This window comes from Streptacidiphilus cavernicola, assembly GCF_042510955.1.
Taxonomy (GTDB): Bacteria; Actinomycetota; Actinomycetes; order Streptomycetales; family Streptomycetaceae; genus Streptacidiphilus; species Streptacidiphilus cavernicola.
In genome coordinates this window covers 265,190-283,226 of the sequence record NZ_JBHFAB010000006.1, presented here as the reverse complement: position 1 = coordinate 283,226, position 18,037 = coordinate 265,190, and the positions used below count along the sequence as shown (strand labels likewise).

Annotated in this window: 29 protein-coding genes; all 29 read left to right on the top strand. The window is 68.0% G+C overall.

The genetic code is table 11. From position 1 onward, the window contains the following. Positions 1 to 56: 56 nt before the first annotated feature. The 29 genes from rfbB to ACEZDE_RS10930 all read left to right on the top strand — a co-directional run bounded on the left by rfbB (position 57) and on the right by ACEZDE_RS10930 (position 17,982). Positions 57 to 1,046 carry a dTDP-glucose 4,6-dehydratase gene (gene rfbB, locus ACEZDE_RS11070; protein WP_380535039.1) on the top strand — a complete coding sequence of 330 codons (990 nt, stop codon included), beginning with the start codon at positions 57 to 59 and terminating at the stop codon, positions 1,044 to 1,046. Further along, positions 1,043 to 1,984, top strand: a complete 942-nt coding sequence (gene rfbD / locus ACEZDE_RS11065) for a dTDP-4-dehydrorhamnose reductase (protein ID WP_380535037.1) — start codon at positions 1,043 to 1,045, stop codon at positions 1,982 to 1,984. Before rfbB ends, rfbD begins: the two co-directional genes overlap by 4 nt. Continuing rightward, entirely contained in the window at positions 1,981 to 3,324 is a 1,344-nt protein-coding gene (locus tag ACEZDE_RS11060; protein WP_380535035.1) for a lipopolysaccharide biosynthesis protein, read from the top strand. The genes rfbD and ACEZDE_RS11060 overlap by 4 nt, the downstream gene beginning before the upstream one ends. 34 nt (positions 3,325 to 3,358) lie before the next feature. Further along, positions 3,359 to 3,802 carry a DUF2304 domain-containing protein gene (locus tag ACEZDE_RS11055; protein ID WP_380535033.1) on the top strand — a complete coding sequence of 148 codons (444 nt, stop codon included), beginning with the start codon at positions 3,359 to 3,361 and terminating at the stop codon, positions 3,800 to 3,802. Beyond that, a complete protein-coding gene (locus ACEZDE_RS11050; RefSeq protein WP_380535031.1) occupies positions 3,799 to 4,560 on the top strand; it encodes a glycosyltransferase family 2 protein in 762 nt (253 codons plus the stop codon). The genes ACEZDE_RS11055 and ACEZDE_RS11050 overlap by 4 nt, the downstream gene beginning before the upstream one ends. Next, a complete protein-coding gene (locus tag ACEZDE_RS11045; protein ID WP_380535029.1) occupies positions 4,557 to 5,474 on the top strand; it encodes a glycosyltransferase family 2 protein in 918 nt (305 codons plus the stop codon). The genes ACEZDE_RS11050 and ACEZDE_RS11045 overlap by 4 nt, the downstream gene beginning before the upstream one ends. 432 nt (positions 5,475 to 5,906) lie before the next feature. Then, the gene (gene rpsJ / locus ACEZDE_RS11040; protein ID WP_020549238.1) at positions 5,907 to 6,215 is read left to right on the top strand and encodes a 30S ribosomal protein S10; all 309 of its coding nucleotides are present in this window, start codon (positions 5,907 to 5,909) and stop codon (positions 6,213 to 6,215) included. 15 nt (positions 6,216 to 6,230) lie between these two features. Further along, positions 6,231 to 6,875 (top strand): 50S ribosomal protein L3, encoded by a 645-nt coding sequence (rplC, locus tag ACEZDE_RS11035; RefSeq protein WP_380535027.1) that lies wholly within the window; start codon positions 6,231 to 6,233, stop codon positions 6,873 to 6,875. Between the two features lie 4 nt (positions 6,876 to 6,879). Then, complete coding sequence (gene rplD, locus ACEZDE_RS11030; protein ID WP_380535025.1) at positions 6,880 to 7,557, top strand: 50S ribosomal protein L4; 678 nt, start codon at positions 6,880 to 6,882, stop codon at positions 7,555 to 7,557. Then, complete coding sequence (gene rplW, locus ACEZDE_RS11025; RefSeq protein WP_380535023.1) at positions 7,557 to 7,886, top strand: 50S ribosomal protein L23; 330 nt, start codon at positions 7,557 to 7,559, stop codon at positions 7,884 to 7,886. Before rplD ends, rplW begins: the two co-directional genes overlap by 1 nt. 42 nt (positions 7,887 to 7,928) lie before the next feature. Next, positions 7,929 to 8,765 (top strand): 50S ribosomal protein L2, encoded by an 837-nt coding sequence (rplB, locus tag ACEZDE_RS11020; RefSeq protein ID WP_030251595.1) that lies wholly within the window; start codon positions 7,929 to 7,931, stop codon positions 8,763 to 8,765. Positions 8,766 to 8,776: 11 nt separating this feature from the next. After that, positions 8,777 to 9,058, top strand: a complete 282-nt coding sequence (rpsS, locus tag ACEZDE_RS11015; protein WP_380504293.1) for a 30S ribosomal protein S19 — start codon at positions 8,777 to 8,779, stop codon at positions 9,056 to 9,058. Between the two features lie 46 nt (positions 9,059 to 9,104). Next, a complete protein-coding gene (gene rplV, locus ACEZDE_RS11010) occupies positions 9,105 to 9,452 on the top strand; it encodes a 50S ribosomal protein L22 (protein ID WP_380535158.1) in 348 nt (115 codons plus the stop codon). Continuing rightward, positions 9,452 to 10,291, top strand: coding sequence for a 30S ribosomal protein S3 (gene rpsC / locus ACEZDE_RS11005; protein WP_380535022.1), 840 nt, complete (start codon positions 9,452 to 9,454; stop codon positions 10,289 to 10,291). Before rplV ends, rpsC begins: the two co-directional genes overlap by 1 nt. Before the next feature lie 4 nt (positions 10,292 to 10,295). After that, the gene (rplP, locus tag ACEZDE_RS11000) at positions 10,296 to 10,715 is read left to right on the top strand and encodes a 50S ribosomal protein L16 (RefSeq protein WP_030251586.1); all 420 of its coding nucleotides are present in this window, start codon (positions 10,296 to 10,298) and stop codon (positions 10,713 to 10,715) included. Further along, a complete protein-coding gene (gene rpmC, locus ACEZDE_RS10995) occupies positions 10,715 to 10,939 on the top strand; it encodes a 50S ribosomal protein L29 (protein ID WP_380535020.1) in 225 nt (74 codons plus the stop codon). Before rplP ends, rpmC begins: the two co-directional genes overlap by 1 nt. Next, positions 10,939 to 11,211 (top strand): 30S ribosomal protein S17, encoded by a 273-nt coding sequence (gene rpsQ, locus ACEZDE_RS10990; protein WP_380535018.1) that lies wholly within the window; start codon positions 10,939 to 10,941, stop codon positions 11,209 to 11,211. Before rpmC ends, rpsQ begins: the two co-directional genes overlap by 1 nt. A gap of 112 nt (positions 11,212 to 11,323) precedes the next feature. After that, positions 11,324 to 11,695, top strand: a complete 372-nt coding sequence (gene rplN / locus ACEZDE_RS10985; RefSeq protein ID WP_030251577.1) for a 50S ribosomal protein L14 — start codon at positions 11,324 to 11,326, stop codon at positions 11,693 to 11,695. 41 nt (positions 11,696 to 11,736) lie between these two features. Then, on the top strand, positions 11,737 to 12,060 hold the full coding sequence (gene rplX / locus ACEZDE_RS10980; protein ID WP_380535155.1) for a 50S ribosomal protein L24: 324 nt from the start codon (positions 11,737 to 11,739) through the stop codon (positions 12,058 to 12,060). After that, positions 12,060 to 12,629 (top strand): 50S ribosomal protein L5, encoded by a 570-nt coding sequence (rplE, locus tag ACEZDE_RS10975; RefSeq protein WP_380535017.1) that lies wholly within the window; start codon positions 12,060 to 12,062, stop codon positions 12,627 to 12,629. The genes rplX and rplE overlap by 1 nt, the downstream gene beginning before the upstream one ends. Before the next feature lie 4 nt (positions 12,630 to 12,633). After that, on the top strand, positions 12,634 to 12,819 hold the full coding sequence (locus ACEZDE_RS10970) for a type Z 30S ribosomal protein S14 (RefSeq protein WP_030251570.1): 186 nt from the start codon (positions 12,634 to 12,636) through the stop codon (positions 12,817 to 12,819). A 201-nt stretch (positions 12,820 to 13,020) separates the two neighbouring features. After that, entirely contained in the window at positions 13,021 to 13,428 is a 408-nt protein-coding gene (gene rpsH, locus ACEZDE_RS10965; protein ID WP_380535014.1) for a 30S ribosomal protein S8, read from the top strand. A 23-nt stretch (positions 13,429 to 13,451) separates the two neighbouring features. Next, the gene (gene rplF, locus ACEZDE_RS10960) at positions 13,452 to 13,991 is read left to right on the top strand and encodes a 50S ribosomal protein L6 (RefSeq protein WP_380535013.1); all 540 of its coding nucleotides are present in this window, start codon (positions 13,452 to 13,454) and stop codon (positions 13,989 to 13,991) included. Between the two features lie 3 nt (positions 13,992 to 13,994). Continuing rightward, positions 13,995 to 14,378: a 50S ribosomal protein L18 gene (gene rplR / locus ACEZDE_RS10955; protein ID WP_380535011.1), complete on the top strand. Its 384-nt coding sequence runs from the start codon at positions 13,995 to 13,997 to the stop codon at positions 14,376 to 14,378. Positions 14,379 to 14,422: 44 nt separating this feature from the next. Next, positions 14,423 to 15,061, top strand: a complete 639-nt coding sequence (gene rpsE, locus ACEZDE_RS10950) for a 30S ribosomal protein S5 (RefSeq protein WP_380535009.1) — start codon at positions 14,423 to 14,425, stop codon at positions 15,059 to 15,061. After that, complete coding sequence (rpmD, locus tag ACEZDE_RS10945) at positions 15,061 to 15,243, top strand: 50S ribosomal protein L30 (protein WP_030251557.1); 183 nt, start codon at positions 15,061 to 15,063, stop codon at positions 15,241 to 15,243. Before rpsE ends, rpmD begins: the two co-directional genes overlap by 1 nt. Then, on the top strand, positions 15,244 to 15,699 hold the full coding sequence (rplO, locus tag ACEZDE_RS10940; RefSeq protein ID WP_380535007.1) for a 50S ribosomal protein L15: 456 nt from the start codon (positions 15,244 to 15,246) through the stop codon (positions 15,697 to 15,699). A gap of 304 nt (positions 15,700 to 16,003) precedes the next feature. Further along, complete coding sequence (gene secY / locus ACEZDE_RS10935) at positions 16,004 to 17,311, top strand: preprotein translocase subunit SecY (protein WP_380535005.1); 1,308 nt, start codon at positions 16,004 to 16,006, stop codon at positions 17,309 to 17,311. Then, the gene (locus ACEZDE_RS10930) at positions 17,311 to 17,982 is read left to right on the top strand and encodes an adenylate kinase (protein ID WP_380535003.1); all 672 of its coding nucleotides are present in this window, start codon (positions 17,311 to 17,313) and stop codon (positions 17,980 to 17,982) included. The genes secY and ACEZDE_RS10930 overlap by 1 nt, the downstream gene beginning before the upstream one ends. Positions 17,983 to 18,037 lie beyond the last annotated feature (55 nt).

Below are 18,037 nucleotides of genomic sequence, written 5' to 3'. Positions count from 1 at the left end.
TTCCGGGCGGCACTCGGGAGGGGCCGAGCCGGGCGGGCACTATAGTGGCCAGCACTATGCGCATTCTTGTCACGGGCGGTGCCGGTTTCATCGGCTCCGAGTTCGTCCGCCAGCTGCTGTCCGCACCCGACTCCGTCGCCGGGGGCCTCCGGGTCACCGTGCTGGACAAGCTCACCTACTCCGGCGTGGAGGCGAACCTCGCTCCCGTCGCCGACCACCCCGGCTACGCCTTCGTCCGCGGTGACATCTGCGACCAGGACGTGGTCGACCAGGTCATGCCGGGCCACGACGCGGTGGTGCACTTCGCCGCGGAGTCGCACGTCGACCGGTCGATCGCCGGCGCCGGGCCCTTCGTCACCACCAACGTCCTCGGCACCCAGGTGCTGCTGGACTCGGCCCGCAAGCACGGCGTCGGCCGCTTCGTCCACGTCTCCACCGACGAGGTCTACGGCTCGATCAGCGAGGGCTCCTGGACCGAGGAGTGGCCGCTGCAGCCCAACTCCCCGTACTCCGCCTCCAAGGCGGCCTCCGACCTGCTGGCGCTGGCCTACCACCGCACCCACGGCATGGACGTGGTGGTGACCCGCTGCTCCAACAACTACGGGCACTACCAGTTCCCGGAGAAGGTCATCCCGCTGTTCACCACCAACCTGCTGGACGGCGCCAAGGTGCCGCTCTACGGGACCGGCGGCAACATCCGCGACTGGCTGCACGTCTCGGACCACTGCCGCGGCATCGAGCTGGCGCTGACCAAGGGCCGGGCCGGCGAGGTCTACAACATCGGCGGCGGCACCGAGATCACCAACAAGCAGCTCACCGGCCTGCTGCTGGACGCGGCCGGGGCCGGCTGGGACATGGTCGTGCCGGTCGAGGACCGCAAGGGCCACGACCTGCGCTACTCGCTGGACATCAGCAAGATCAGCGAGGAGCTGGGCTACACCCCGCAGGTCGGCTTCGAGCAGGGCCTGGCCGACACCATCGCCTGGTACCGGGACAACCGCGCCTGGTGGGAGCCGCTGAAGGCGAAGGCGGCGCTGGCCCAGTGACCACCGCATCCCCGGAGCGCTCCGGACGCCGCTGGCTGGTCACCGGTGCGGCCGGGATGCTCGGCCGGGACCTGGCCGAGCTGCTCGGCGCCGACGACTCGGTCGAGCTGACCGCGCTCACCCGGGCCGACCTGGACATCACCGACCCCGCGGCGGTCTCCGCCGCGGTCGCCGGGCACCAGGTCGTGGTCAACGCGGCGGCCTGGACCGACGTGGACGGGGCCGAGGCCGCCGAGGCCGCGGCGACCGAGGTCAACGGCGCCGGGGTGCGCCGTCTCGCCGCCGCCTGCGCCGACCACGGCGCCCTGCTGCTGCACGTCTCCACCGACTACGTCTTCGCCGGCGACGGCGCCGTCCCGTACCCCGAGGACGCCCCGACCGCGCCGGTCAACGCCTACGGTCGGAGCAAGCTGGTCGGCGAGCAGGCCGTGGCCGAGCTCCTCCCGGAGACCGGCTACCTGGTCCGCACCGCCTGGCTCTACGGCGAGCACGGCGGCAACTTCGTGGCGACCATGCTGAAGCTGGCCGCTCAGCGGGAGACCCTGGACGTGGTCGACGACCAGCAGGGCCAGCCCACCTGGTCCCGCGACCTGGCCGAGCGGCTGGTCGCGCTGGGGCACGCGGCGCTGGCCAGCACCGCCCCGGCCGGGATCTACCACGGCACCGCCTCCGGCCGGACCACCTGGTTCGGGCTGGCCCGCGCGGCCTACGAACTCTCCGGGCTCGATCCCGAGCGGATCCGCCCGACCACCTCGGCGGCCTTCGTCCGCCCGGCTGCCCGGCCGTCCTTCAGCGTGCTGGGCCACGGCCGCTGGGCCGAGGCCGGCCTGCCGGAGCCCCGCGACTGGCGGGACGGCCTGGCCGAGGCGCTGCTGCGCCCGGCCTTCGCCGCCCTGCGACCCGGCGCGCGGCTCGCCGAGGCGTCCGGGACGCCATGAGCGGGGCACTGACCAGGGTCTTCCGAGCCATCCCCGCGGGCACCCATCTGGTCATCGGCGGGACGATCGTCCTCGGCGTCGCCTCCTACGTGCAGATCTCGGTGGCCGGCTACGGCCTGGACCGCACCGACACCGCGGCCATGTCGTCGCTGTGGACGCTGGTGATGACGCTGAGCCTGGGCGTCTTCTTCCCGGTGGAGCAGGAGCTGACCCGGCTGGTCGCGGCCAGGGTGGTCCGCGGCGAGGGGGTGGCCCCGGTGTTCCGCAGGGCCGGCCTGGTCACCCTCGGGATGATCGCGGTCTTCTCGCTGCTGATCGCGGTCGCCCAGCGCCCGCTGGCGGACCGGCTGCTGGGCGGGAACACCTCGCTGGTCTGGGCCTTCGCCGCGTCCCTGGTCGGCATCGGGCTCGCCTACCTGACCCGCGGCATGCTGGCCGGAATGGGTCGCTTCACCGCGTACGGCTCGTCGCTGGCGATCGAGGGCACGCTGCGGATCCTGCTCGCGGTGGCCCTGCTGGCGGCTGGCGTCCACTCGGTGCTGGCCTACGGCCTGGTGCTGGCGGTGGCCCCGCTGCTGGCGATGCTGTGCACCCTGCCGGCCACCCTGCGCGGCTGCGGCCCGGGACCGGTCATGCCCTGGAGCGAGCTGTTCCAGAACATGGGCATGATGATCTGCGCCCAGGTGCTGGCCCAGTTCGCGGTCAACGCCGCGGTGCTGTCGGTCGCCCTGCTCGCCCCGGCTGACGCCGACCTGCGGGTGGCGATCCTGAACGCGGGCGTGCTCTGCCGGGTCCCGCTGTTCGTCTTCGGCTCGCTGCAGCCGACGCTGATGACCGGTCTCTCCACCGCCGCGACCGCCCAGGACGGGCCGGCCTTCCGCCGGATGCTGCTGCAGACCTGTGCCGTCGTCAGCGGCCTCGGCCTGCTCGGCGGGGTGCCCGCGGTCCTGCTCGGCCCCTGGCTGATCCGGGTGCTCTTCCACGGACCGTCGCTGCTCGGCCCGATGGACCTGTTCTGGTTCTCGGCCGGGACGGTGTTCTACATGATCGCGCTGGTGCTGGGCCAGGCGCTGCTGGCGCTGCAGCGGCACCGCATCCAGCTCGTCAGCTGGATGGCGGGTACCGCGGTGCTGCTCGGAACCACCGCGGTGCCCGGCGACGTCGCTACCAGGGTGGAGCTGGCCTATTTCCTGGGACCGGTCGCCACCAGCGGTTTCATGCTGATGTACTTGTTCCGAACATTTGGAAAACGCGCGCAGGGAAGCACGGCGGAAGTGCACGTCGAAGGTAAGGACGCGTATTCGCCGAATCACGGACCCTCTGTCGAGCGGATACGCTGAGCCCGTCCCTCCCTTTGGCGAAAGGTCCCCTCCCGTGCAACTCTCCGCGCTCACCTCGATCACCAGCCTGGTGGTGCTGGGGTGCATCCTGGAGCTGCTGCGTCGTCAGCAACTACGGGAGAAGTACGCCGCGATCTGGCTCGCCATCGGTGTCGTGGTTGCCCCGGTCGGCTTCTTCCCCTCGATCCTCAACGGTGTCGCGCACCGCCTCGGAGTCGCCAACGGAGCCAGCCTGGTGCTCTTCGCGGGCTTCATCCTGGTGCTGCTGGTGTGCCTGCACCTGAGCTGGGAGGCCAGCCAGCTGGAGGCGGAGACCCGCACCCTGTCGGAGGACCTCGCGCTGGTCCGCACCCGGCTGGAGAAGCAGGAGACGGGGAGCGAACTGCAGAGCGCACGAATCGACCTCCAGGCCGCCCAGATCGAGCAGCTGCTCAAGGACAAGGGCGAGGCCGACCACGACCGCGAGGTGCGCGCATGATCAACGGCAAGCGGGTCCTCATCATCCTCCCCGCCTGGAACGAGCACGAGGGGCTGCCCGCCGTGCTGGCGGAGATCAAGGCCAAGGTGCCCGGCGCGGACGCCCTGGTGGTGGACGACGGCTCCACCGACACCACCGCCAAAGTCGCCGCCGAGGCGGGGGTCACCGTCGCCCGGCTGCCCTACAACCTGGGCGTCGGCGGCGCCATGCGGCTCGGCTACCGCTACGCCTACGAGCACGACTACGACGTGGCGATCCAGATCGACGCCGACGGCCAGCACGACCCCGGCTACGTCTCGGCCCTGCTGCAGGGCCTGGAGACCGCGGACCTGGTCATCGGCGCCCGGTTCGCCGGCGAGGGCAACTACACCGTCCGCGGTCCGCGCAAGTGGGCGATGAGCCTGCTCTCCGGCATCCTGTCCCGGATGGCGAAGACCAGGCTCACCGACACCACCTCGGGCTTCAAGGCCTGCAACAAGCAGCTGATCGCCTTCTTCGCGCACTGGTACCCGGTGGAGTACCTGGGCGACACCATCGAGAGCATGGTCGGCGCGATGCGCCTCGGCTTCGTGGTCCGGCAGGTCCCGGTCGACATGCGCGAGCGCACCACCGGTACCCCGAGCGCCTCCCCCTGGAAGGCGATGGTCTACCTCGGCCGGGCCGGCTTCGTGCTGATGCTGGCGATGATCCGGCGGATGCCGGAGGGCGCGGTCGCCATAGCCGCCGAGCCCCGCCCGGTGGGGGCCGTCGCCCGGTGACCCGCTTCGACATCATGCTGCCGTACTACGGCGACGTGGCGCAGATGCAGGACGCGGTGCGCAGCGTGCTCGCCCAGGACGGCGACGACTGGCGGCTCACCGTCGTGGACGACGGTGCCGAGCCCGACGTCCCCGGCTGGTTCGAGGCGCTGGCCGACCCCCGGGTGCGCTACTTCCGCAACCCGGAGAACCTCGGCGTCACCGGCAACTTCAACCGCTGCCTGGAGCTGGCCGAGTACGACCGGGTCGTGCTGATGGGCTGCGACGACCTGCTGCACTCCAACTACCTCAGGGTGGTCAGGGCCGCGCTGGCCGAGCACCCGGGCGCGGCGATGGTGCAGCCCGGCGTGGTGGTCATCGACGGCGAGGGCCGGCCCACCGACACCCTGGGCGACGTGGTCAAGCGCCGGCTGTACGCCCCCAAGGAGCGCGGTTCCGCGCTGCTCGGCGGCGAGGAGCTGGCCGGCAGCCTGCTCCGGGGCAACTGGCTCTACTTCCCGTCGATCTGCTGGCGCACCGACGCGGTCGCCCCGGTCGGCTTCCGCGCGGACCTGGGCGTGATCCAGGACCTGGCGCTGGTGATGGACCTGCTGGTGGCGGGGGAGCAGTTGGCGCTGGCCCCGGAGCTCTGCTTCAGCTACCGGCGGCACGCGGTCAGCGAGTCCTCGGCCAAGGCGTTCACCGGCGACCGCTTCACCGAGGCCCGCCGCTTCTTCCTGGAGACCGCGGACCGGCTGGACGCGCTGGGCTGGCGCCGGGCCGCGCTGGCCGCCCGGCGGCACCGCTCCACCCGGCTGCACGCGCTGACGCTGCTGCCCGGCGCGCTGCGCAGCGGCCAGACCGCGGGCGCCCGGAGCCTGACCCGGTTCGCGCTCTCACCCGTCCGTAGCAGCGGCGGCGACCGCCAGGTTTGACAGTCCAGCCGCCTTGGGTACCCTCATCGGCCCCGATTGGCGTGCGCTGTGTCCGGTATGGCACACTGGCCAGGTTGCTCGGTTGAGCGTTGATGCTGCGCGCCTCCCCTCGGGAGGACCGGAAGCAAGTCCCACGGTACTCGTCGTACCCGTGATGGCCGTTGCCTAGTTGAAGTCTGACGAAGCGCGGCAGCTGCGGCACGGACGTACGGGAATCTTCCGGGAAGTGCAGACAGGCGCTCGATCCGGCGTTTCGCCCCGGTGTGAACCTCACGGTTCCGCCACCGCGGGCCGAAGGTTCGACCAAGGCTTTCTTATGGCGGGCAGCGCGACACGCCCGACCGCGTGGGTCGAACGGAACGCCACTGGGGCCTCCACCCGGAGGGCCCGGCCGTAGAAGCAGCAAGACGACACGAAGGACTACAGGAAGCCATGGCGGGACAGAAGATCCGCATCCGGCTCAAGGCCTACGACCACGAGGTCATCGACTCCTCGGCGAAGAAGATCGTCGAGACGGTGACGCGTACTGGTGCGCAGGTCGCGGGCCCGGTGCCGCTGCCCACTGAGAAGAACGTCTACTGCGTCATCCGCTCGCCGCACAAGTACAAGGACTCGCGCGAGCACTTCGAGATGCGCACGCACAAGCGTCTGATCGACATCCTCGACCCGACCCCCAAGACCGTTGACTCTCTGATGCGACTCGACCTCCCGGCCGGCGTCGACATCGAGATCAAGCTCTGAAGGGGCTGAACGAAGATGGCTAAGCAGATGAAGGGGATCCTGGGCGAGAAGCTCGGCATGACCCAGGTCTGGGACGAGAACAACCGGATCGTTCCGGTGACCGTCGTCAAGGCCGGGCCGAATGTCGTGACCCAGGTCCACACCGCTGACGGCACCGGCTACGACGCCGTGCAGATCGGCTTCGGCGAGATCGACCCGCGCAAGGTGAACAAGCCCCTCGCGGGCCACTTCGCCAAGGCTGGCGTGACCCCGCGTCGCCACCTCGTCGAGCTGCGCACCAGCGACGCCGGCGAGTACACCCTGGGCCAGGAGATCACCGCTGAGGTGTTCGAGGCCGGTATCAAGGTCGACGTGACCGGTACCAGCAAGGGCAAGGGCTTCGCCGGTGTCATGAAGCGCCACAACTTCCACGGTCTGGGCGCCGGCCACGGTGTGCAGCGCAAGCACCGTTCGCCCGGCTCGATCGGTGGCTGCGCCACCCCGGGTCGCGTGTTCAAGGGCATGAAGATGGCCGGTCGCATGGGTCACGAGCGTGTGACCACCCAGAACCTGACCATCCACGCCGTTGACGCGGAGAAGGGCCTGCTCCTGATCAAGGGAGCGATCCCGGGTCCGAACGGCGGCCTCATCCTGGTCCGCACTGCGGCAAAGGGGGTCTGAAGCAATGAGCACCATCAATGTTCTCTCCCCCGCGGGTGAGACTGTCGGCACCGTCGAGCTGCCGGCCGAGATCTTCGACGCGAAGGTCAGCATTCCGCTGATCCACCAGGTCGTCGTCGCCCAGCTGGCTGCGGCCCGCCAGGGCACGCACAAGACCAAGACCCGCGCCGAGGTCCGCGGTGGCGGGCGCAAGCCCTACCGCCAGAAGGGCACCGGCCGCGCCCGTCAGGGTTCGACCCGCGCTCCGCAGTTCGCCGGCGGTGGCGTCGTGCACGGCCCCGTGCCGCGCGACTACTCGCAGCGGACGCCCAAGAAGATGAAGGCCGCCGCGCTCCGCGGCGCCCTGACCGACCGGGCCCGCAACTCCCGCATCCACGTCGTCACCGGCGTGACCGCGAGCGACGCGCCGTCCACCAAGACCGCACGCACCCTGATCGGCAAGATCAGCGAGCGCAAGAACGTCCTCCTCGTGGTCGAGCGCGACGACGAGCTGGCGATCCTGAGCGCCCGCAACCTGCCCGAGGTGCACATCTTGGACGCCGGTCAGCTGAACACCTACGACGTGCTCGTCTCCGACGATGTGGTCTTCACCCAGGCCGCCTTCGAGCGCTTTGTGGCCGGCCCTGCCGCGTCCGCGAAGGCCGTTGCCTCTTCGAGCGAGCTCGAAGGGAGCGACGCCTGATGAGCGACGCGACGATCACCAGCAAGACGTTCACGGACCCCCGTGACGTGCTGCTCAAGCCGGTCATCTCGGAGAAGAGCTACGCGCTCCTCGACGAGGGCAAGTACACGTTCATCGTGGCGCCTGGCTCCAACAAGACCCAGATCAAGCAGGCCGTCGAGACGGTCTTCGCGGTCAAGGTCGCCAACGTCAACACGATCAACCGGGTCGGCAAGCGCAAGCGCTCCAAGACCGGGTTCGGCAAGCGCAAGGACACCAAGCGCGCCATCGTGACGCTGGCAGAGGGCAGCAAGCCCATCGACATCTTCGGGGCTCCGACCTCCGCCTGACGGCGAGTCGGATAACCGAAACGGACGAGGACAGAAGAAGCCATGGGCATCCGCAAGTACAAGCCGACAACGCCGGGCCGTCGTGGCTCCAGCGTTGCCGACTTCGTCGAGATCACGCGGTCCGAGCCGGAGAAGTCGCTGGTCCGCCCCCTGCACAGCAAGGGCGGTCGTAACAACACCGGTCGCGTCACCGTCCGCCACCAGGGTGGCGGTCACAAGCGCGCGTACCGCGTCATCGACTTCCGTCGTCACGACAAGGACGGCGTTCCGGCCAAGGTCGCTCACATCGAGTACGACCCCAACCGCACCGCACGCATCGCGCTGCTGCACTACGCAGACGGCGAGAAGCGCTACATCATCGCCCCGGCCAAGCTGGGCCAGGGCGACCGGGTGGAGAACGGCCCCCAGGCCGACATCAAGCCCGGCAACAACCTGCCGCTGCGCAACATCCCGGTCGGTACGGTCATCCACGCCATCGAGCTCCGGCCCGGTGGCGGCGCGAAGATCGCCCGTTCCGCGGGTTCCTCCGTGCAGCTGCTCGCGAAGGAGGGCGTCTACGCCCACCTCCGCATGCCCTCCGGCGAGGTCCGCCTGGTCGACGCCCGCTGCCGCGCCACGATTGGCGAGGTCGGCAACGCCGAGCAGTCGAACATCAACTGGGGCAAGGCCGGCCGTATGCGCTGGAAGGGCGTTCGCCCGACCGTGCGTGGTGTCGCCATGAACCCGATCGACCACCCGCACGGTGGTGGTGAGGGTAAGACCTCCGGTGGTCGCCACCCGGTTTCGCCGTGGGGTCAGAAGGAGGGTCGTACTCGTTCGCCGAAGAAGGCGTCCAACAAGTACATCGTCCGCCGCCGCAAGACGAACAAGAAGCGCTAGGAGCAGTCTCGATGCCGCGCAGTCTCAAGAAGGGGCCCTTCGTCGACGATCACCTTCTCAAGAAGGTCGATGTCCAGAACGAGGCCGGTACCCAGAACGTCATCAAGACCTGGTCCCGCCGCTCCATGATCGTGCCGGCGATGCTGGGCCACACCCTCGCGGTGCACGACGGTCGGAAGCACGTCCCGGTGTTCGTCACCGAGTCGATGGTCGGCCACAAGCTCGGCGAGTTCGCGCCGACCCGCACCTTCCGCGGCCATGAGAAGGACGACCGCAAGTCGCGTCGTCGCTGATCTGCGGAAAGCGAAGACCATGACAGACACCAACAAGGGGACAACCATGGAAGCCAGGGCAGCGGCGCGGTACATCCGCGTAACGCCCATGAAGGCCCGCCGCGTGGTGGACCTCATCCGTGGCATGAATGCCACGGAGGCCCAGGCGGTCCTGCGTTTCGCTCCGCAGGCCGCAAGCGTGCCGGTCGGCAAGGTGCTCGACAGCGCCATCGCCAACGCCGTGCACAACTACAACCACAACAACGTGGAGTCGCTGTACGTCGCTGAGGCGTACGTCGACGAGGGCCCGACTCTGAAGCGTTTCCGTCCGCGGGCCCAGGGCCGCGCGTACCGGATCCGCAAGCGGACGAGCCACATCACTGTGGTTCTCGCGTCGAAGGAAGGGACCCGGTAATGGGCCAGAAGGTTAACCCGCATGGGTTCCGCCTCGGCATCACCACGGACTTCAAGTCCCGCTGGTACGCCGACAAGCTGTACAAGGACTACGTCAAGGAAGACGTCGCCATCCGTCGGATGATGACGTCCGGCATGGAGCGCGCCGGCATCTCGAAGGTGGAGATCGAGCGCACCCGTGACCGCGTGCGGGTGGACATCCACACCGCGCGTCCCGGCATCGTCATCGGCCGTCGCGGCACCGAGGCCGACCGCATCCGCGGCGACCTCGAGAAGCTGACCGGCAAGCAGGTCCAGCTGAACATCCTCGAGGTCAAGAACCCCGAGCTGGACGCCCAGCTCGTGGCTCAGGGCGTCGCGGAGCAGCTGTCCTCCCGCGTCTCCTTCCGTCGTGCCATGCGCAAGAGCATGCAGGGCACGATGAAGTCCGGCGCCAAGGGCATCAAGATCCAGTGCTCCGGTCGTCTCGGCGGCGCTGAGATGTCCCGCTCCGAGTTCTACCGCGAGGGCCGCGTGCCCCTGCACACCCTGCGCGCCAACGTGGACTACGGCTTCTTCGAGGCCAAGACCACCTTCGGCCGCATCGGCGTCAAGGTGTGGATCTACAAGGGCGATGTCAAGAACATCGCCGAGGTCCGCGCCGACAACGCCGCCGCCAAGGCCGGCAACCGTCCGCCCCGCGCGGGTGGCCCGGCCGAGCGTCCCCGTCGCGGTGGCGAGCGCCCCGCCGGTGGCGAGCGCGGTGGCCGCGGCCGTCGTCCGGGCACCGAGGCTCCGGCCGCGGTGACCGAGGCTCCGGCTGACGCCGCTCCCTCGAACAACACTGGAACGGAGGCCTGACCCAATGCTGATCCCTCGCAGGGTCAAGCACCGCAAGCAGCACCACCCCAAGCGGCGTGGCATGGCTAAGGGCGGTACCGAGCTGGCGTTCGGCGAGTACGGCCTGCAGGCCGTCTCCCCGGCGTATGTGACGAACCGGCAGATCGAGTCCGCTCGTATCTCCATCACCCGTCACATCAAGCGCGGTGGCAAGGTCTGGATCAACATCTACCCGGACCGTCCCCTCACCAAGAAGCCCGCCGAGACCCGCATGGGTTCCGGCAAGGGCTCGCCGGAGTGGTGGATTGCGAACGTGCACCCCGGACGCGTGATGTTCGAGTTGTCGTACCCGAACGAGAAGATTGCTCGCGAGGCGCTCACCCGCGCCGCGCACAAGCTTCCGATGAAGTGCCGGATTGTCCGGCGCGAGGCAGGTGAGAGCTGATGTCGGCCACCACCAAGGCTGCAGAGCTTCGTGAGCTGGACGGCGAGGCCCTCGTCGCCAAGCTCCGCGAGGCCAAGGAGGAGCTGTTCAACCTCCGCTTCCAGGCGGCGACCGGACAGCTCGACAACCACGGACGGCTCAAGCTCGTCCGCAAGGACATCGCGCGGATCTACACCCTGATGCGTGAGCGCGAGCTGGGCATCGAGACGGTGGAGAGCGCCTGATGACTGAGAACACGACTGAAGCACGCGGCTTCCGCAAGACCCGTGAGGGTCTCGTCGTCAGCGACAAGATGGACAAGACCGTCGTCGTCGCTGTCGAGGACCGCGTCAAGCACGCGCTGTACGGCAAGGTCATCCGCCGTACGAACAAGCTGAAGGCGCACGACGAGGCCAATGCCGCGGGCATCGGCGACCGTGTCCTCCTCATGGAGACCCGGCCGCTGTCCGCGACGAAGCGCTGGCGCGTCGTCGAGATCCTCGAGAAGGCCAAGTAGTAACGAACGCGATTGGGCGCGGCTCGTATGTGCCCGAGGCTTCCCTCCGGGGGAGCGCTCGGGTGAGCAGCGGGCCGGCCCGGTCCCGATCGTTGACGATCAGGAGAAAGCTGTGATCCAGCAGGAGTCGCGACTGCGTGTCGCCGACAACACTGGTGCGAAGGAGATCCTTTGCATCCGTGTTCTCGGTGGCTCCGGCCGACGCTACGCGGGTATCGGTGACGTCATCGTCGCCACCGTCAAGGACGCGATCCCCGGTGGCAACGTGAAGAAGGGCGATGTGGTCAAGGCCGTCATCGTCCGCACCGTGAAGGAGCGCCGTCGTCCGGACGGTTCCTACATCCGTTTCGACGAGAACGCCGCGGTCATCCTCAAGAACACCGATGGTGACCCGCGCGGCACGCGCATCTTCGGCCCGGTGGGCCGCGAGCTGCGCGACAAGAAGTTCATGAAGATCATCTCGCTTGCGCCGGAGGTGCTCTAGCCATGACGAATCGCGCTGCGAAGTACACCACCAAGAACGCGATGAAGATCAAGAAGGGTGACCTGGTCCAGGTCATCACCGGTAAGGACAAGGGCAAGCAGGGCAAGGTCATCCAGGCCATCCCCGCTGAGGGCCGCGTCCTGGTCGAGGGTGTCAACCGGGTCAAGAAGCACACCAAGGTCGGCCAGACCGCCCGCGGTGCGCAGACCGGCGGCATCGTGACCACCGAGGCCCCGATCCACGTGAGCAACGTTCAGCTCGTGGTGGAGAAGGACGGCAAGAAGGTCGTCACCCGGATCGGTTACCGCTTCGACGAAGAGGGCAACAAGATCCGCGTTGCCAAGCGAACCGGTGAGGACATCTGATGACCGACACCTCTGTTGAGAAGGTGAGCCCCCGGCTCAAGGAGCGCTACCGCTCCGAGATCAAGGGCCAGCTCCAGGAGCAGTTCTCCTACGAGAACGTCATGCTGATCCCCGGCCTGGTCAAGGTCGTGGTCAACATGGGTGTGGGCGACGCCGCCCGCGACTCCAAGCTGATCGACGGTGCGGTCCGCGACCTCACCGCGATCACCGGTCAGAAGCCGACCGTGACCAAGGCCCGCAAGTCCATCGCGCAGTTCAAGCTGCGTGAGGGCCAGCCCATCGGCACCCACGTCACGCTGCGTGGCGACCGCATGTGGGAGTTCCTGGACCGTCTGGTGTCGCTGGCGCTCCCGCGCATCCGCGACTTCCGCGGCCTGTCGCCGAAGCAGTTCGACGGCAAGGGCAACTACACCTTCGGTCTGACCGAGCAGGTCATGTTCCACGAGATCGACCAGGACAAGGTCGACCGCGTGCGCGGTATGGACATCACCGTGGTCACGACTGCCCAGACCGACGACGAGGGCCGGGCGCTGCTGCGTGCCCTTGGCTTCCCGTTCAAGGAGAACTGAGCACATGGCTAAGAAGTCCCTCATCGCGAAGGCGGAGCGCAAGCCGAAGTTCGGCGTCCGGGGTTACACCCGCTGCCAGCGCTGCGGCCGTCCGCACTCCGTGTACCGCAAGTTCGGCCTGTGCCGTGTGTGCCTTCGCGAGATGGCCCACCGCGGCGAGCTGCCGGGCGTCACCAAGAGCTCCTGGTAATCCAGTAGTTCCGGGCAGGTAGTGTCCCTGGCCTGGCCACCGTTTTGGAACTCCGTTCGGAGTCCCGTAAGGTGGCTAGGTCGGGGCCCTGCTGCCCCGAAAAAGTCTTACTACACCGAAGGTCCCCGCGCCGCGCCCGCTCTGGCTCATCCCCGGGCTGCGCGCTTCGGGAAACCGCGGTGAGAGAGGCCACAGGCCATCATGACCATGACCGACCCGATCGCAGACATGCTGACGCGTCTGCGAAACGCGAACTCGGCCTACCACGACACTGTCGTGATGCCCCACAGCAAGATCAAGACTCACATCGCCGAGATCCTCCAGCAGGAGGGCTACATCACGGGATGGAAGGTCGAGGACCCGAAGGAGGGCGAGGTCGGCAAGAAGCTGACGCTCGACCTCAAGTTCGGCCCGAACCGTGAGCGCTCGATCGCGGGCATCAAGCGGATCTCCAAGCCGGGTCTGCGGGTCTACACCAAGTCCACCGCCATGCCGAAGGTGCTCGGCGGCCTCGGAGTGGCGATCGTGTCCACGTCCGCCGGCCTGCTCACCGGCCAGCAGGCAGCCAAGAAGGGCGTGGGTGGGGAAGTCCTCGCCTACGTCTGGTAACTCAGGGAAACGGAGGTACAGCAATGTCTCGCATTGGACGGCTGCCCATCCCGGTTCCCGCCGGCGTGGACGTCACCATCGATGGCCGCACGGTCTCGGTCAAGGGCCCCAAGGGAACCCTTGCCCACACCGTCGCTGCGCCGATCGACATCGCCAAGGGTGAGGACGGCACTCTGCTCGTCACCCGCCCCAACGACGAGCGCGTGTCCAAGGCCCTGCACGGCCTGAGCCGCACGCTGGTGGCGAACATGATCACCGGCGTGACCGCGGGATACCGCAAGTCGCTCGAGATCAGCGGCGTCGGCTACCGCGTCCAGGCGAAGGGCTCCTCGATGGAGTTCGCCCTGGGCTACAGCCACCCCATCCTGATCGAGGCCCCCGAAGGCATCGCCTTCGTGGTCGAGTCGCCCACCAAGTTCCACGTGGACGGCATCGACAAGCAGCAGGTCGGTGAGGTCGCGGCCAAGATCCGCAAGCTGCGCAAGCCCGACCCGTACAAGGCCAAGGGTGTCAAGTACGCCGGCGAGGTCATCCGCCGCAAGGTCGGAAAGAGTGGTAAGTAGCTCATGAGCCTCAGTGTGAAGATCGGCAAGGGCAACGCCTACAAGGCTGCCGCCCGCAAGCGCCGCGCCATCCGCGTCCGCAAGCGCGTCTCCGGTACGCCGGTGCGTCCGCGCCTGGTCGTGACTCGTTCCAACCGCCACATCGTGGCGCAGGTGATCGACGACCTCGCGGGCCACACGCTGGCTTCGGCGTCCACCCTCGACGTTTCCATCAAGGGCGTCGACGGTGACAAGACCGAGCAGGCCAAGAAGGTCGGAGCCCTGGTCGCCGAGCGCGCCAAGGCTGCCGGCATCGAGTCGGTCGTCTTTGACCGCGCGGGCAACCAGTACGCCGGGCGCATCGCCGCTCTGGCGGACGCTGCCCGTGAGTCCGGGCTCGACTTCTGACCCGCTCGCCAAGCTGGCGGACGTAAACGAGAGAGGTAAATCCAATGGCTGGACCCCAGCGCCGCGGTAGCGGCGCCGGCGGCGGCACAGGCGGCGGCACCGGCGGTGGCGAGCGGCGTGACCGCAAGCGTGATGGTCGTGACGGCGCTCCCGTCGTCGAGAAGACCGCGTACGTCGAGCGCGTTGTCGCGATCAACCGTGTTGCCAAGGTAGTGAAGGGTGGTCGTCGCTTCAGCTTCACCGCCCTGGTCGTGGTCGGTGACGGCGACGGCACCGTAGGTGTCGGTTACGGCAAGGCCAAGGAAGTTCCCGCGGCCATCGCCAAGGGTGTCGAGGAAGCGAAGAAGAACTTCTTCAAGGTTCCCCGCATCCAGGGCACCATCCCCCACCCGATCACGGGTGAGAAGGCGGCGGGCGTCGTCCTGCTCAAGCCGGCTTCGCCGGGTACCGGCGTCATCGCCGGTGGTCCCGTGCGCGCCGTGCTGGAGTGCGCCGGCGTCCACGACATCCTGTCGAAGTCCATGGGCTCCGACAACGCCATCAACGTGGTGCACGCCACGGTCGCCGCGCTCCAGGGGCTCTCCCGCCCCGAGGAGATCGCCGCCCGTCGCGGTCTGCCGCTTGAGGACGTCGCTCCCGCGGCTCTGCTGCGTGCGCGTGCTGCCGGGCAGGGGGCTGCGTAATGGCTCGCCTGAAGATCACGCAGACCAAGTCCTACATCGGCAGCAAGCAGAACCACCGTGACACCCTGCGTTCGCTTGGCCTCAAGCGCATGCACGACGTGGTCGTGAAGGAGGACCGTCCCGAGATCCGCGGGATGGCCCAGACCGTCCGCCACCTCGTCACGGTCGAGGAGGTGGACTAAATGGCGGAGCAGAACCCGCTGAAGATCCACAACCTGCGGCCCGCCCCGGGCGCCAAGACCGCCAAGACCCGTGTCGGTCGTGGTGAGGCGTCCAAGGGTAAGACCGCTGGTCGTGGTACCAAGGGCACCAAGGCCCGCTACCAGGTGCCGGCGCGTTTCGAGGGTGGCCAGATGCCCCTTCACATGCGCCTGCCGAAGCTGAAGGGCTTCAAGAACCCCTTCCGCGTCGAGTTCCAGGTGGTGAACCTGGACAAGCTCGGTGCGCTCTACCCCGAGGGTGGCGAGGTCACCGTCGAGGACCTGGTCGCCAAGGGCGCGGTTCGCAAGAACTCGCTCGTCAAGGTGCTCGGCTCCGGTGAGATCACGGTCGCGCTGCAGGTTTCGGTTGACGCCGTCTCCGGTTCCGCCGCCGAGAAGATCGCCGCTGCCGGCGGCACCGTCACCGAACTGATCTGAGGGTCACTCCCACAGTTCGGCTGACCGGCCTTCGAGGCCCGGTTCCCCTCTTTACGGGGGGAACCGGGCCTTTCGGCGTGCCGACGCAGGTTGAGTTGAACCTGTGGGGGCCACGCGCTTCATTCGCGTGGCCACGGACTGTTAGAGTCCGTGGAGTCCACTTGTAGGCTGGCCGCAGGATGTGTCTGTGAGCCGTTCGCCGGCCGGTGGCAGCAACCAAACCCTTCGGCCCCGTTTCGATTTGAGCTGGGCCCAGATCCACCGTCCCTCCCGCCGCTCTCGGCAGGGAGCTGCAGGAGGCACCGTGCTCACCGCGTTCGCCCGGGCGTTCAAGACGCCCGACCTGCGCAAGAAGCTGCTGTTCACGCTGGGCATCGTGGTCGTCTTCCGGATGGGCGCCCATATCCCCGTCCCCGGAGTGAACTTCTCCGCGGTCCAGGCGTGTGTCAGCGCTTCGCAGAAGAGCAGCTCCAACCTGCTCGGTCTGGTCAACCTGTTCAGCGGCGGCGCGCTGCTGCAGATCACGATCTTCGCGCTGGGCATCATGCCCTACATCACCTCCAGCATCATCCTTCAGTTGCTGACGGTGGTGATCCCGCGCCTGGACGCCCTCAAGAAGGAGGGCCAGGCCGGTCAGACGAAGATCACCCAGTACACCCGCTACCTGACCATCGCGCTGGCGATCCTGCAGGCGACCGGCATCGTGGCGACCGCGTCCAGCGGTGCCCTGTTCAGCGGCGTCAGCTGCGACACCAGCCAGATCGTCCCGCGTCAGGGCATCTTCGACATCGCCGTCATGGTCATCACGATGACCGCGGGCACCGTCGTCATCATGTGGCTCGGTGAGCTGATCACCGACCGCGGCATCGGCAACGGCATGTCGATCCTCATCTTCACCTCGGTCGCGGCGCAGTTCCCGTCCTCGCTGTGGGGCATCCGCACCACCAAGGGCTGGGCCACCTTCGCCTTCGTCATCATCATGGGCCTGGCCATGGTCGCCCTGGTGGTCTTCGTCGAGCAGGCGCAGCGCCGGATCCCGGTGCAGTACGCGAAGCGGATGATCGGCCGGCGTGCCTACGGCGGCACCTCGACCTACATCCCGCTCAAGGTGAACCAGGCCGGTGTGATCCCGGTCATCTTCGCCAGCTCGCTGCTGTACATCCCCGGACTGGTCGTCACCCTCAGCGGGAGCACCGCCCCGTGGGCCGTGTGGATCACCACGAACCTGACCAAGAGCGACAAACCGCTCTATGCGCTGCTGTACTTCGTGCTGATCGTCTTCTTCGCCTTCTTCTACGTCGCCATCTCCTTCAACCCCGAAGAAGTCGCCGACAACATGAAGAAGTATGGTGGCTTCATCCCGGGTATCCGGGCGGGCCGCCCGACGGCCGAATACCTGAACTACGTGTTGACCAGGATCACCTGGCCGGGCTCGCTGTACCTGGGTCTGATCGCCATGGTTCCGCTGGTTGCGCTCGGGCTGTTCGGTGCGTCGCAGAACTTCCCGTTCGGCGGTACGAGCATTCTGATCGTTGTCGGTGTCGGCCTTGAAACTGTCAAGCAGATCGAGAGCCAGCTCCAGCAGCGCAACTACGAAGGGTTCCTCCGCTGATGCGTATCGTCCTCGTCGGGCCGCCCGGGGCCGGGAAGGGTACTCAGGCGACGCTGCTCGCCAAGACCCTGTCCATCCCCCACGTGTCCACCGGTGACCTGTTCCGCGAGAACATCAAGCAGCGCACTGAACTTGGTATCGCGGCCAAGAGCATCATGGACTCGGGCAAGCTGGTACCCGACGAGGTGACCATCGGCATGGCGAAGGACCGGCTCGCCGAGTCCGACGCCGCCGGTGGCTTCCTGCTCGACGGTTTCCCGCGCAACGTGGCCCAGGCGGTCGCGCTGGACGGGATCCTGGCCGAGTGGGGGATCGAGCTGGACGGGGTGCTCGACCTGGAGGTGCCGGAGGACGAGGTCGTCCGTCGCATCGCCGGCCGGCGGATCTGCCGCAACGACAGCGCGCACATCTTCCACGCCGAGTACAACCGCCCGGCCGTGGAGGGCGTCTGCGACATCTGCGGCGGCGAGCTGTACCAGCGCGGCGACGACGCCGAGGACAAGGTGCGGGTCCGGCTGGAGGTCTACCACACCGAGACCGAGCCGATCATCGCGTACTACCAGAAGCAGGGCCTGGTCACCACCATCCCGGCTCTGGGCAAGGTGGACGAGGTCACCCAGCGCGCCATCGCGGCGCTGCGGGAGAACAAGGCCACTGTCGATTCCGAGTGAGTCGTCCGACGCAGCGCAACCGGCCGCGGCGCCCGCAAGGGGCGTCGCGGCCGGA